Annotated in this window: 13 protein-coding genes; 9 read left to right on the forward strand and 4 right to left on the reverse strand. The window is 37.6% G+C overall.

The window, feature by feature from the left end; all coding sequences use genetic code 11:
• Window positions 1-20: 20 nt before the first annotated feature.
• Genes ACPT8O_RS04520 through ACPT8O_RS04535 form a run of 4 tightly spaced genes read left to right on the forward strand, consistent with a single transcriptional unit; the run spans window position 21 to window position 3,396 of the window.
• Complete coding sequence (locus tag ACPT8O_RS04520; protein ID WP_021035525.1) at window positions 21-1,085, forward strand: YcjF family protein; 1,065 nt, start codon at window positions 21-23, stop codon at window positions 1,083-1,085.
• Window positions 1,085-1,759 carry a TIGR01621 family pseudouridine synthase gene (locus ACPT8O_RS04525; protein ID WP_021035524.1) on the forward strand — a complete coding sequence of 225 codons (675 nt, stop codon included), beginning with the start codon at window positions 1,085-1,087 and terminating at the stop codon, window positions 1,757-1,759. Before ACPT8O_RS04520 ends, ACPT8O_RS04525 begins: the two co-directional genes overlap by 1 nt.
• Window positions 1,760-1,806: 47 nt before the next feature.
• Window positions 1,807-2,610 (forward strand): exodeoxyribonuclease III, encoded by an 804-nt coding sequence (gene xthA, locus ACPT8O_RS04530; RefSeq protein ID WP_021035523.1) that lies wholly within the window; start codon window positions 1,807-1,809, stop codon window positions 2,608-2,610.
• A gap of 9 nt (window positions 2,611-2,619) precedes the next feature.
• Window positions 2,620-3,396, forward strand: coding sequence for a TIGR01619 family protein (locus ACPT8O_RS04535; RefSeq protein WP_021035522.1), 777 nt, complete (start codon window positions 2,620-2,622; stop codon window positions 3,394-3,396).
• Window positions 3,397-3,448: 52 nt separating this feature from the next.
• Here ACPT8O_RS04535 and mreD read toward each other — a convergent pair whose 3' ends face one another.
• From mreD to ACPT8O_RS04555, 4 genes are all read right to left on the reverse strand, one after another.
• Window positions 3,449-3,937 carry a rod shape-determining protein MreD gene (mreD, locus tag ACPT8O_RS04540; RefSeq protein ID WP_021035521.1) on the reverse strand — a complete coding sequence of 163 codons (489 nt, stop codon included), beginning with the start codon at window positions 3,935-3,937 and terminating at the stop codon, window positions 3,449-3,451.
• On the reverse strand, window positions 3,937-4,992 hold the full coding sequence (gene mreC / locus ACPT8O_RS04545) for a rod shape-determining protein MreC (RefSeq protein ID WP_021035520.1): 1,056 nt from the start codon (window positions 4,990-4,992) through the stop codon (window positions 3,937-3,939). Before mreC ends, mreD begins: the two co-directional genes overlap by 1 nt.
• 79 nt (window positions 4,993-5,071) lie before the next feature.
• Window positions 5,072-6,127, reverse strand: a complete 1,056-nt coding sequence (locus ACPT8O_RS04550) for a rod shape-determining protein (RefSeq protein WP_005687476.1) — start codon at window positions 6,125-6,127, stop codon at window positions 5,072-5,074.
• Window positions 6,128-6,257: 130 nt separating this feature from the next.
• Complete coding sequence (locus tag ACPT8O_RS04555; RefSeq protein WP_041175365.1) at window positions 6,258-8,036, reverse strand: ABC transporter ATP-binding protein/permease; 1,779 nt, start codon at window positions 8,034-8,036, stop codon at window positions 6,258-6,260.
• A gap of 204 nt (window positions 8,037-8,240) precedes the next feature.
• Here ACPT8O_RS04555 and ACPT8O_RS04560 point away from each other — a divergent pair, with 204 nt between their 5' ends.
• The 5 genes from ACPT8O_RS04560 to rodA all read left to right on the forward strand — a co-directional run bounded on the left by ACPT8O_RS04560 (window position 8,241) and on the right by rodA (window position 13,932).
• Window positions 8,241-9,896, forward strand: a complete 1,656-nt coding sequence (locus ACPT8O_RS04560) for a putative transporter (RefSeq protein WP_021035518.1) — start codon at window positions 8,241-8,243, stop codon at window positions 9,894-9,896.
• A 124-nt stretch (window positions 9,897-10,020) separates the two neighbouring features.
• On the forward strand, window positions 10,021-10,329 hold the full coding sequence (gene rsfS, locus ACPT8O_RS04565; protein ID WP_014326528.1) for a ribosome silencing factor: 309 nt from the start codon (window positions 10,021-10,023) through the stop codon (window positions 10,327-10,329).
• Between the two features lie 53 nt (window positions 10,330-10,382).
• On the forward strand, window positions 10,383-10,850 hold the full coding sequence (gene rlmH, locus ACPT8O_RS04570; RefSeq protein ID WP_005649848.1) for a 23S rRNA (pseudouridine(1915)-N(3))-methyltransferase RlmH: 468 nt from the start codon (window positions 10,383-10,385) through the stop codon (window positions 10,848-10,850).
• Between the two features lie 21 nt (window positions 10,851-10,871).
• Window positions 10,872-12,827 carry a penicillin-binding protein 2 gene (gene mrdA, locus ACPT8O_RS04575; protein ID WP_021035517.1) on the forward strand — a complete coding sequence of 652 codons (1,956 nt, stop codon included), beginning with the start codon at window positions 10,872-10,874 and terminating at the stop codon, window positions 12,825-12,827.
• Window positions 12,817-13,932 carry a rod shape-determining protein RodA gene (gene rodA / locus ACPT8O_RS04580; protein WP_021035516.1) on the forward strand — a complete coding sequence of 372 codons (1,116 nt, stop codon included), beginning with the start codon at window positions 12,817-12,819 and terminating at the stop codon, window positions 13,930-13,932. The genes mrdA and rodA overlap by 11 nt, the downstream gene beginning before the upstream one ends.
• Window positions 13,933-13,934 lie beyond the last annotated feature (2 nt).

Genomic DNA, 13,934 nt, shown 5'->3' on the forward strand with positions numbered 1-13,934 from the left:
GTTATTTTTTGGAATAGGCAATGGAAAAACAAATTTTTGAACATTCAGTTAATGTAGAGGAAGAACAATATCAGCCTAAGCAAGAGTTTCATAATGTGGAAACAAAGTTAGATGAAGCGTTAGACGGAGAGTTACTTGATGCTCAGCTTGAACAGGCATTGAAACCAAAATCCAGTTTTGGAAAAACGGTATTAAAATTTACCGCACTTTTATTTGGCACGGCGACGGTTGCGCAATCCGTGCAGTGGATTTGGGATAGCTATCAACAACATCAATGGATTTATCTTGCTTTTGCTTTAGTCAGTTTAATTGTCATTTTATTGGGGATTAAAGAGATTATCGGTGAGTGGAGACGTTTAGTTTATTTAAAAAAACGTGAGCAATTGCAACAACAAAGTCAGCAGATTTGGTTAGAAAGTGCGGTAGAAAATAGCGATGTTTTTTCTGTTCAGAACGTAGAAAAAAGTAAAGTGCTTTGTTTAGAGGTCGCAAAATCTCTAGGTTTGGAAAATGATTCTCCAACGGTAATTCAATGGCAACACCAATTAAATGAAGCTTATTCAGCGCAAGAAATTACTTATTTATTCAGTCGTAATATTTTGTCTTCTTTTGATGCACAAGCTAAAAAATTGATTAGTAAAATGGCCGCTGAATCAGCTGTGATTGTTGCGATTAGTCCGCTTGTTGTAGTGGATATGTTTTTTATCGCGTGGCGCAATCTTCGATTAATGAATAAAATTGCTGAAATTTATGGGATTGAATTAGGGTATTTTTCACGTATTCGATTGTTAAGAATGGTATTGGTCAATATCGCTTTTGCTGGGGCAACCGAAGTGGCACAAGATATTGGAATGGAGTGGCTTTCTCAAGATGTGACAGCAAAATTGTCTGCGCGTATCGCTCAAGGAATCGGTGTGGGATTACTCACAGCTAGATTAGGCGTGAAAGCGATGGAGCTTTGTCGCCCATTAGCATTTCAATTAAACGAAAAACCAAAACTGTCACATATTCAACAGGAATTACTTAGTTCGGTAAAAGATATTGTTCTCGGTAAAAACAAAATTTACAAAAAGGAGCAAATCTGATGGAAATCGAGGTTGTTTATCAACATAGCGATTTTATTATTATCAACAAGCCTGAGGGTATTAGCGTTCATAAAGATCAAGAAGAGCAAGGCTTAACAGAATTTGTTGCAAAACAACTGAATGTGCCTAAAGTATGGTTAGTTCATCGCTTGGATAAAGTGACTTCGGGGCTATTAATTTTGGCACTGAATGCTGAAAGTGCGGCTGAATTTTCTCGACTTTTTTCTGAACATAAAATTCATAAAACGTATTTGGCATTAAGTAACCAAAAGCCTAAAAAGAAACAAGGATTGATCGTCGGGGATATGAAGAAAGCCCGAGACGGTGCATGGAAACTTTGTCAAACTAAAGAAAATCCAGCGATTACGCGTTTTGAAAGTGTAAATTGTGAACCTAATTTACGTTTATTTATTTTAAAACCTCAAACGGGTAAAACACATCAATTACGTGTTGCCATGAAAAGTTTAGGTAGCCCGATTTTAGGCGATGGGCTTTATGGTAAAAATACTGAAAAAATTGACCGCACTTATTTGCATTCGGTTCAATTGGAATTTGATTATTTGAAGGATTTTATTTCGGTCACTTGTTTTCCTATTCAAGGTCAATTTTGGCTTAAGCCTACAGTATTTGAGCAAATTCAGGTTTATCTGACAAAGCCGTTTTTATCAAAATAGAAATCTCTGTATAATAAAGATAATTTTACTCTTTAATAGGAACAAAAATGAAATTTATCTCTTTTAATATAAATGGGTTACGTGCTCGACCACATCAACTTGAAGCCATTATTGAAAAATATCAGCCAGATGTTATCGGCTTGCAGGAAATTAAAGTTGCTGATGAGGCTTTTCCTTATGAAATTACAGAAAAATTAGGTTATCACGTATTTCATCACGGACAGAAAGGTCATTATGGTGTGGCATTATTGACTAAACAAGAACCTAAAGCGGTTCGTCGCGGTTTTCCAACAGACAATGAAGATGCGCAAAAACGCATTATTATGGCTGATTTGGAAACTGAATTTGGTTTATTGACGGTCATTAATGGCTATTTTCCTCAAGGGGAAAGTCGTACGCACGAGACTAAATTTCCAGCTAAAGAGAAATTTTATGCGGATCTTCAACAGTATTTAGAAAAAGAACACAACAAATCTAATCCGATTTTAATTATGGGCGATATGAATATTAGCCCAAGTGATTTAGATATTGGTATCGGCGATGAAAATCGTAAACGTTGGTTACGCACAGGTAAATGTTCTTTCTTACCGGAAGAACGAGCGTGGTATCAACGTTTGTATGATTACGGATTAGAAGATAGTTTCCGTAAGCTAAATCCAACAGCAAATGATAAATTCTCGTGGTTTGATTACCGTTCTAAAGGTTTTGATGATAATCGAGGTTTACGAATTGATCATATTTTAGTAAGCCAAAAATTGGCTGAACGCTGTGTCGATGTGGGTATTGCATTAGATATTCGAGCAATGGAAAAACCGTCTGATCACGCACCGATTTGGGCTGAATTTAAATAGGAAAGCGAAATGGATATGGCAAATTGGCAGAATTATCGTTCTACCGTGAACGGTATGCCTGCCGTGTTTACCGCAAATATTGAAGATGTTGAAAAATATCACGGTAAAGGTCTCGATAAAATAGTGCAGTTTACTATTGATTATCAGGCTGATGATGAAACGGGTTTACCCTCAGAAGTTGAATACGATAAGTTAATTAACCGTGTATTTAAAATTTTGACACAACTCACCGCACTTCCAAATGTATTTTTTGCGGGGCATTTTATTTGTAATTCTCAAATAAAAATACATTTTTATTGTAAGCACGAAAATCTTATTGTAGAAACTTTACAACAAATTGATTTTGTTAAAGATATTAATGTTCAAAAGGATTTAATTTGGGATACTTATTTTGACTTTTTGCTCGCTTCTCCATTAGAGATTAAGTTAAATGCAACGGAAGAATTGCTTGATTTATTAAAAAGTAAAGGTCGTAATTTAAGTGATACCTATTTAGTAGAGCATAGTTTTCATTTTGATGAAGAGCAGAAAATGTTCCCTTTTATGGATGAACTGAGTTTAGGGGATTATTCTTTCACGACATTACAATATTCTGCACAAGCGATTCAGTTTAATGAAGATGAAGAACCTTATTTCTTAGTAAAATTAGAGCAAGAAATTTCATTAGAAAATAGCGAAATTTTTGAACAAGTAGAACGTTTTGAAAAATTGGCTGAACAATTTTTGGGAGAGTATATCGGTTGGGAATGTGATTCTTTAATGGATGCGAACAAGCAGTTGAATTAGTTGTTTGAGATACTCGTAAGTCATAAAAAAGAGAGATATTTATCTCTCTTTTTTAATGTAATTTAACTTTTCTGCGTATTTTTCGCATTAATAAAAATACCCACGGCCATAGTAAACCAGAAGCGAATGCGCCCAAGATGGCTTGCCAATGAAAAAAAGCAGTATGGAGTGAAAATTCAACTAAGAAAATAAGTAATCTTATAATGAAGACGAAAAGTACAACCAATAAACTTTGGAACCAAAGTGATAAATTTCGCAGAATTAAATAGTTTTTGGCAATGATATACATACTCGTAGAAAGTACGAGAGCGTGAACGCCTAATGTAGAGCCTAATACTAAATCCCAAGTTAATCCGAGTAAAAATGACCAGCCTATACTAACTTTATTGGGAATTGCTAATATCCAATAAAGTAATACAAGTACAAGCCATGCGGGCTTTAGCATTTGGAAACCAACTGGCCAAGGTGCAAGTTCTAATACAAAGGCAATAACAAAGAAGCTTAAAATAGTGAACCATTGTAAAATAAATCGTGTTTGCATTAGTCTTCTATCCTTTCTTCTTGCTGTTCTATGGGAAGATCTTCTTCATTTTGAAGGAAATCTGTTGGAATATCTGGTTCAATAATGGTTTTTTCTTTATTTTCTGGAAAGTCTTCTTCTGTTAAGGGTGTTTTTTTCACTCTATAATTTGCTTCATTAGCTTGGCTTTCTAAACGTTTTTGCACCAGATTGCGAACTTCTTCTGGCGATATTGATTTTACTTTTGATATATCTAGGTTACTTGGCCAAAGTAAAAGTACGTAACGTAAACGTTCTAATAAAGCTAAAGGTTTAGCTTTAACTATCGCAAAGTAATTAGAGCTATCACGCGAAACGCTTTGTACAACAGCTACGGGATAGCCTTCAAGAAAACGTCCACCAAGCCCAGAGGTTACGAGAAGATCGCCTTTTTCTATATCAACGGAACGAGGCACGTTATCGAGGCTTAGTTCATCGGTATGCCCAGTCCCACTCGCAATAACACGAACATCATTGCGTAGAACTTGCACTGGAATTGAGTGTGTTACGTCTGTGAGTAGCAGTACTCGGCTAGTATTTTCGCCCACGGAAATAATTTGTCCAATGACGCCTTTTTCATCAATGACAGGCTGACCTACATAAGCACCGTCTTTTTCGCCTTGATTAATCACAATTTGTTGGCGATAAATATCTGTTTCTGCAGTAAGAACTTCGGCAATTTTTTTGTATTCATCGGTTCTTAACGGAGAATTTAATAAAAGGCGTAATCGCTGATTTTCGACTTTGAGTTGATCAAGTAAAAGTAAATCTGCATTTTTTTCCAAAAGCTGTTGGCGTAGTACTTTGTTTTCAATTTGTAATTTATTGGTATTAACAAGATTTTCTGAAACACCATCTAAAATGCTTCGAGGACTATTTGCAAGATAATATAAACCGCCTATTGCCGTTTCCACTGCACTACGTGCTTTCGTTATTGAGTTATTACGTCCATCAGCTAAAATTAGGGCAATAGATGCAAAGATAGCGATAAGTAAACGAATGCCTAGGGGAGGGGCTTTGCTAAAAATGGGTTTCATTAAACGTTCTCTTGTTGAATGAAAAAAGCGAAAGGAAAAGTGCGGTTATTTTTAACCGCACTTTTTGTTCATATTCTAATTAAATTTCATCACTAAAAATATCGCCGCCGTGCATATCGATCATTTCTAATGCTTCGCCACCACCACGAGCAACACAGGTTAATGGATCTTCTGCGATGATAACAGGGACACCAGATTCTTTAGAAAGTAAAATATCAATATTACGTAATAAAGCACCGCCGCCAGTTAAGACCATACCACGTTCGAAAATGTCTGCTGCGTGTTCTGGTTGGCATTCTTCAAGTGCCGTTCGAACCGCTGCTACAATACCATTTAATGGTTGTTGAATGGCTTCTAGGACATCACGTGATGTTAAAGTAAATGAACGTGGCGCACCTTCGGCTAAATTATGTCCGTGTACTTCCATTTCTTTAATTTCGTCATCTTCTTGAATATAAGCAGAACCAATTTCTTGTTTGATGCGTTCGGCGGTAGGTTCTCCGATAACCGAGCCAAAAGTGCGGCGAACATAGGAAATAATCGCCTCGTCGAAACGGTCACCACCGATACGCACGGAAGATGAATATACAATCCCATTTAAGGAAATTACAGCCACTTCTGTCGTACCACCACCGATGTCAATTACCATTGAGCCAACGGCGGTAGAAACGGGTAATTTAGCCCCAATTGCCGCTGCCATTGGTTCTTCAATTAAATATACTTCGCGCGCACCCGCTCCAATTGCTGATTCTTTAATTGCACGACGTTCTACTTGTGTTGCACCAGCTGGCACACATACTAATACGCGTGGGCTTGGGCGCATAAAATTACCGCTATGAACTTGTTTGATAAAGTATTGCAACATTTTTTCTGTCACAAAAAAGTCTGCAATAACGCCATCTTTCATCGGACGAATTGCGACAATACTTTTGGGAGTACGACCTAACATTAATTTGGCTTCTTTACCCACAGCTGCAATGCTTTTTAATGTGCCTACGCGATCTTGACGAATCGCAACAACAGAGGGTTCATCAAGTACAATACCCTGTCTTTTGACATAAATTAAAGTATTAGCTGTGCCTAAATCAATAGAAAGATCGTTTGAAAACAACCCACGAATTTTTTTAAATAACATAATTATACCGTTTAAAATGAAAGTTAGTTTTGTTTGACAAAAAAGTAGAAAATGACTTTGTCAAACATACAAAAAATTGCACTAAATGTATCAAAAAAAGCGTTGCGATTACAGTGTTTTTTAGCGTTTTTTATCGCAGTTGCCATTGCCCTTTGTCTTGCAGAATTAATTGTTGTTGATGTAAGGTTTTAAGGGTTGAACGGTGTCCCACACTGATGATTGTCGTTTGTGGTAGTTCTTGTTGTAACAATTGATACATTGAAAATTCTAAACCTTCATCCATACTAGCTGTGGCTTCATCTAAAAATGCCACTGCTGGTTTGTGTAAAATTAATCGTGCAAACGCCAAACGCTGTTGTTCGCCAAGAGAAAGAATACGCGTCCAGTCTTGTTCTTTTTCTAATTGTTCAGTTAAATGCCCTAGTTGCACTTTATTTAATATTTCTATCGCTTGCGTATGTGAAATATTGTCAGCGTTATTTGGATAAGCTAATGCTAACATTAAATTTCCTTGTGGCACATACGGCTTTTGTGACAAGAAAAGCTGACTGTGCGTAGGGCAATTTATTTCCCCCTCTGCGTAGCTCCAAAGCCCCGCAATGGTGCGTAAAAGCGTGGTTTTTCCTGCCCCAGATTTTCCTTGAATAAGTAAACTTGTTCCTTGCGGTAAGGTAATGTTTAGATGTTTAATTAGTGTATGACCTAATGGATTTTGAATACTTAAATTTTTGAAAATCACATCTGTTGGATGATTGTGGATCTGTGTTTGTGATTTATTATTTACTTTTTCAATGGCACAACTGAACCCAGTTAAACGATCGAGCGTTGCTTTATAGCTTGCAAAATTATCATAAGTATTGCGGAAGAAGGAAAGATTTGCGTGTAACTGACCAAATACTTGTAAGGTTTGCATTAGATCGCCAAGTTTTATTTGTTTTTCAAAGTAACGCCCAACTTGAATTAACAATGGAAAAACCACGGAAATTTGGCTTACGACTAAGTTAAATCCTGAAAATTTTAGTGTTCTAAATACAATAATCCACATATTATGAATGACGGCATTGAACTGCTGATAAAGCTGATTTTTTTCGACTTTTTCGCCCGCATAAAAAGCAATGCTTTCGGCATATTCTTTTATTCGAATTAAAGAATAACGATAGTTTGCGTTTAGAAGTTCATTAATAAAATTCAAGGATATTAATGGACGACCGAGCCAAAATGCGATAAGGGTTGTGAAGATGACATAACCAAACACTAAAAATACCATCATATGCGGAATTTCCACGCCAAGTACCATCATTGGACCTGCTAATCCCCATAATAAAATCGTATAAGAGATCATAGAGGTTACCGCATCAATGACACCAGTGCTTAAAGAAAGCGTGGTTTTTACATAAGATTGCACATCTTGTTGAATACGTTGATCGGGGTTATCAAGATTTTCTGATAAATATTGTGTTTTGTAATAGGCACGATGTGCCATCCATTTATCAACAAGCTGTTCGTTAAGCCATTCAATCCAGTTGATGACGAAACGTTGCTCTAAATAATAGCTTACTAATGCTGCTGAAACAGAACTTGCGGCAATGACACAGAACAAGCCCATTTGTTGCCAAAATACATGTTCATTAAATTCTTGTAATGATGTGTACATATTTTTGTACCACTCAGAATGTACAAGGCTGATACGTACGCTAAGTAGCGTCATTGCAACAATAAGTAGAAAGAATAAGATAGGTTTTATACTACGTTTAGGCGAAAGATAACCACCTGCAAACATCCAAAATTGTCTTCCCCATTGAGTAAAACGCACCAAAAGAAAAATGCCAAAACTAAAGACGACTGAGGTGATGGCTAGCGTTTGTAAAATCCAAATAAGAGAAGTAATGGCTTCTTGGCTGTAATCCATAAATATTCCATCCGAGCTAAAAGTGCGGTGAAAAATAACCGCACTTTTTGTAAAAGGGTCAAAATTTTCGGTATTGTAGAGTCTATGCTCAATTTCGCAAGAAAAAATGTGACGAATGTAGCATTTTTTGAGTTTGGTTAAGGTTTTCAAAAAGTAACTTGGATATAATCCAAAGGAGTTAAATTTCATTTTTAAGGGGTCAATATGAGTGATATTGCGATCACGATTAGCCTTCTTGCCCTCGTCGCCGTAATCGGCTTATGGATCGGGCATTGGAAGATCCGCGGGGTTGGGCTTGGCATTGGTGGCGTGCTGTTTGGTGGCATTATTGTTGCCCATTTCACTAATCAATATGGCTTGAAACTGGATGCGCATACGCTGCATTTTGTGCAAGAATTTGGTTTAATTTTATTTGTTTATACTATTGGTATTCAGGTTGGGCCGGGCTTTTTTTCTTCTTTACGAAAATCTGGTTTAAAGCTAAATGCCTTTGCCATTTTGATTATTGTGCTGGGTTCAATTGCCGTGGTTCTTGTACGTAAAATTGCGGATGTTCCACTTGATATTGCCTTAGGTATTTATTCTGGTGCTGTTACTAATACGCCTGCGTTGGGGGCTGGACAACAAATTTTAGCAGAATTAGGTGTGCCGCAAACCACTGTAACTATGGGGATGTCTTATGCAATGGCTTATCCATTCGGTATTTGCGGTATTTTGCTTGCAATGTGGTTAATCCGCTTGTTTTTTAAAGTCAAAGTGGATGATGAAGCGGCACGTTTTAATGCGGAGAGCAGTCAAGATAAAGAAAGTTTACATAATATTTCTTTAAAAGTGACGAACCAAAATTTAGATGGTCTGACGTTAATTCAAATTCCTGGATTTAGTGATGAAGAAGTCGTATGTTCACGTTTAAAACGCGATGATATGGAAATTGTTCCAAAGGCAAGTACTGAAATTCGTATCAACGATATTTTGCAATTAGTGGGCGATGATAATTCGCTTGCCAAAATGCGTTTAATTATCGGACACGAAGTTGATGCACCAACCGTTGCCTATAGTGGCGAAATTCGTTCTGAGCGTGTGGTGGTAACGAATGAAAAAGTATTAGGCAAAAAGATCCGTGCCTTAGGCATTCATCAAAAATATGGGGTTGTGATTTCACGTTTAAATCGTGCAGGGATTGAGTTAGTTCCAACGGGAAATACCACACTGCAATTTGGCGATGTGTTACATATGGTCGGACGCAGTGATGTACTAAATCAGGCTATTTCAGTCATTGGTAATGCACAACAAAAATTGCTTCAAGTGCAAATGTTACCTGTGTTTATCGGCATTGGTTTAGGAGTACTCGTTGGTTCGATTCCATTCTATATTCCAGGTTTCCCTGTTGCGTTAAAATTAGGGCTTGCTGGCGGGCCATTGGTGGTTGCGTTGATCTTAGCGAGAATTGGCACGATTGGTAAACTTTACTGGTTTATGCCGCCTAGTGCTAACTTGGCGTTACGCGAAATTGGGATTGTTCTTTTCTTGGCTGTGGTCGGTTTAAAATCAGGCGGAAGTTTCTTTGGTACCTTGTTGAATGGCTCTGGTCTTGAATGGATGGGATACGGTATTTTTATCACCTTTATTCCATTAATGATTACCGGTATTTTGGCTCGTCTATATGGCAAACTGAATTACCTTACAATCTGTGGTTTACTTGCAGGTTCAATGACGGATCCTCCCGCTTTAGCATTTGCTAATGAAATTAAAGAAGATAACGGTGCTGCAGCACTTTCTTATGCCACTGTGTATCCGTTAGTGATGTTCTTGCGAATAATGTCGCCACAGTTATTGGCAGTGTTATTATGGGCAGCATAGTAAAAATAATTTCAATTTAGACATAAAAAGCGCGGTTAATTTCGCGCTTATTTTTTGCGTGGATTTTGCGCAAGAGGGTATTCAATGATAGAATTCCGCACTTTTATTGCGAAGTGAGAACAAAATGGCGTTAGTTGAATTTTTGATGGAAACCTTAGAAGGATTAAAGGGAACAGATATTGTACATTTTGATGTACGTGGAAAATCATCGATTACGGATAATATGATTATTTGCACGGGTACATCGAGCCGCCAAGTTTCTGCAATGGCAGATAATTTAATTACAGAATGTAAAAAAGCAGGTTTTGAAACTTTTGGTGAAGAGGGTAAAAATACTGCAGATTGGATTGTAGTGGATCTTGGTCAAGCTATCGTACATATTATGCAACGTGACGCCCGTGAAATGTATCAATTAGAGAAACTTTGGGCGTAAATATTAGTAAAGTGCGGTGAAAAATAACCGCACTTTTTAGATAAGGATGACTTGTGAAAATCACGTTAATTGCTGTTGGAACAAAAATGCCTTCTTGGGTTACAACGGGTTTTGAGGAATATCAACGCCGTTTCCCAAAAGATATGCCTTTTGAACTGATTGAAATCCCAGCAGGTAAGCGTGGAAAAAATGCTGATATTAAACGTATTTTAGAGCAAGAAGGTAAGGCGATGTTAGCTGCCTGTGGAAAAGGCAAAGTCGTGACGTTAGATATTCCTGGTAAACCTTGGACGACACCGCAGTTAGCCGAGCAATTAGAAGCGTGGAAAAATGATGGTCGCGATGTTTGTTTGTTGATTGGTGGGCCTGAGGGGCTTTCGCCAGAATGTAAAGCCGCTGCAGAGCAAAGTTGGTCGCTTTCGCCATTGACATTACCTCACCCACTTGTTCGTGTTGTAGTGGCTGAAAGTTTGTATCGCGCGTGGTCGCTCACTACTAATCATCCTTATCATCGAGAATAATACATCCTTATTTTTAGCCAGATGAATTTAAAAAAATTTTTCAATACGCCAACTCATGAGCCGTTCCGCGATAAAAAAGCGGAGCGTAACCTTTTTGCACGCCGAACTTTAGTGGCTTTTTTGGGGATTTTGCTACTAACAGGGGTGTTATTTACCAATATTTATCAGCTACAGATTGTTAATTTCGATACTTACCGAACGCGTTCTAATGGTAACCGAATTAAATTATTACCTTTACCGCCAACGCGTGGCTTAATCTATGATCGTTACGGTAAATTATTAGCCGAAAATCTTACTTTTTTTGGTTTATACATTGTGCCGGAAAAAACTGAAAATTTAGACCGCACTTTAGATGAATTACGCTACATTGTGGGATTGACGGATAATGATATTGAAAATTTTAAAAAGGAACGTCGCCGCGGAACGCGTTATACACCGATTTTATTAAAGCCGAATTTAACAGAAGAACAAATTTCACGCTTTGCGGTAAATGGCTATCAATATCCGAGTTTAGATGTACGTCCTTATTTCAAACGCCATTATTTATATGGCGAAACAATGGCGCATATTTTGGGCTATGTAGGTAAAATGAATGATAAAGATGTAGAACGTTTGAAACGAGAGGATAAATTTGCGAATTATGCGGGGACGAACGATATTGGAAAATTGGGTATTGAACGTTATTACGAGGATATACTGCAAGGTATCACGGGTTTTGAAGAAGTAGAAATTAATAATCGCGGCAAAGTAATCCGCACTTTGCGTAGCCGACCTGCTGTGGCGGGAAAAAGTATTCATTTAACCATTGATTTGGCATTACAGCGTTATATTACTGAACTTTTATCGGGACTAAAAGGTGCTGTAGTTGTGCTTGATCCGAAAGATAGTAGTGTATTAGCGATGGTATCTACACCAAGTTATGACAATAATTTATTTGTTGATGGTATTTCCTCCGAAGATTATAAACGTTTATTAAATGATCCTGCTCGTCCGCTTTATAGTCGTGCGACACAAGGTGTGTATCCGCCCGCTTCAACAGTCAAACCTTTTATTGCAGTAGCCGCACAAACTGAAAATGTGATTACACCAAACACAACGATTTTTGATCCGGGATATTGGGTATTACCTAACTCCACAAAACGTTTTCGTGATTGGAAAAAAACAGGCCACGGAGATACGGATTTGAATAAAGCGATTACTGAATCCTCTGATACTTATTTTTATCAAGTGGCTTATAATATGGGTATTGATCGTCTTTCTAATTGGATGAAGGATTTTGGTTTTGGTATGCCAACGGGGATTGAAATTCAAGAAGAAACGGCTGCCAATATGCCAACTCGAGAATGGAAACAAAAACGCTATAAACGCCCTTGGGTACAAGGCGATACGATTTCGGTTGGGATTGGTCAAGGTTATTGGACGGCAACACCACTACAAGTAGCAAAAGCAACGACGATATTGGTCAATAATGGCAAAGTAAATACGCCGCATTTGATGAAAGCAATTGAGGGGGCAGTTCTAGAGCCTTATGAAGATCCGTTAATTTATCCTGATATTAGTACACCTAAAGTGACGGCTTGGGAGGCAGCGAAACGCGGTATGTACAATGTTGTTAATGCTGCAAATGGAACTGGGCGAAAAGCCTTTGCAGATGCCAATTATCGTGTTGCAGGAAAATCTGGTACTGCTCAAGTGTTTAGTTTAAAAGAAAATGAAAAATACAATGCGGTGGGATTGAAAAAAGAATTACATGATCACGCATGGTTTACCGCATATGCGCCTTATGAAAACCCTAGATTGGTTGTGACAGTGATTTTAGAAAATGCAGGTGGTGGTTCAAGTAATGCCGCACCGTTAGCGCGTAAAGTGATGGATTACTATTTAAATCAGCGTTTACCACAAGTTGAAAAATATAATGTACCTATTCAGCAAAAAAAAGATTTGTCACAAGAGAGCGAACAAATAAATGGAAGATAAAATCCCTTTTTGGTTGCGTGTTTGGCAACGTTTGCATATTGATTTTTGGCTGTTTATCGGACTTCTTGCAATAACGGCTTATGGTATGCTGGTGTTATATAGTGCATCAGGTGCCAGTGAAATGATGTTTAATAACCGAATTATTCAGGTTTTACTTGGATTTATTGTTATGTTGTTAATGGCTCAATTTCCACCAAGATTTTACCAACGCATCGCACCTTATCTTTATTTAATTGGTTTTGTGTTGTTGATCTTAGTAGATGCTATTGGCACGACAAGTAAAGGTGCGCAGCGTTGGCTTGATCTGGGATTTATTCGTTTTCAACCCTCTGAAATTGTAAAACTGGCTGTGCCATTAATGGTGGCGGTATATTTAGGTAATCGCCCGCTTCCACCTAAATTAAGTGAAACATTTATTGCGATTGCAATGATTATGATTCCGACTTTACTTGTAGCTATGCAACCTGATTTAGGCACATCAATTTTGGTAAGTGCGTCAGGTTTATTTGTAGTATTTTTAGCTGGAATGAGTTGGTGGCTTATTTTAGCTGCAGTGATTGGTCTAGCTGGGTTTATTCCGATCATGTGGCTATATCTAATGCACGATTATCAACGTACTCGTGTACTTACATTATTAGATCCAGAAAAAGACCCTCTCGGTGCAGGCTATCATATTTTGCAATCAAAAATTGCGATTGGTTCTGGTGGATTAAACGGAAAAGGCTGGATGCAGGGGACTCAATCACAATTAGAATTTTTGCCCGAACCTCATACAGATTTTATTTTTGCGGTAATGGGTGAAGAGCATGGAATGATTGGTTTCTTGATTTTAATAGCGATTTACTTATTTATTATTGTGCGTGGTTTAATGATTGCTGTAAATGCTCAAACTTCTTTTGGGCGTATTCTTGCTGGCGCAACAACATTAATTTTCTTTGTCTATGTATTTGTTAATATTGGAATGGTGAGCGGTATTTTGCCTGTTGTGGGTGTGCCATTACCTTTATTTAGCTATGGTGGTACATCTTATGTTGCTATTATGGCGAGCTTTGGTTTACTGATGTCTATTCATACGCACAAAAGTCAATTTATGAAAAGGAACTAATT

This window comes from Haemophilus sp. HN_Hi08, from assembly GCF_049824455.1.
GTDB lineage: Bacteria > Pseudomonadota > Gammaproteobacteria > Enterobacterales > Pasteurellaceae > Haemophilus > Haemophilus influenzae_D.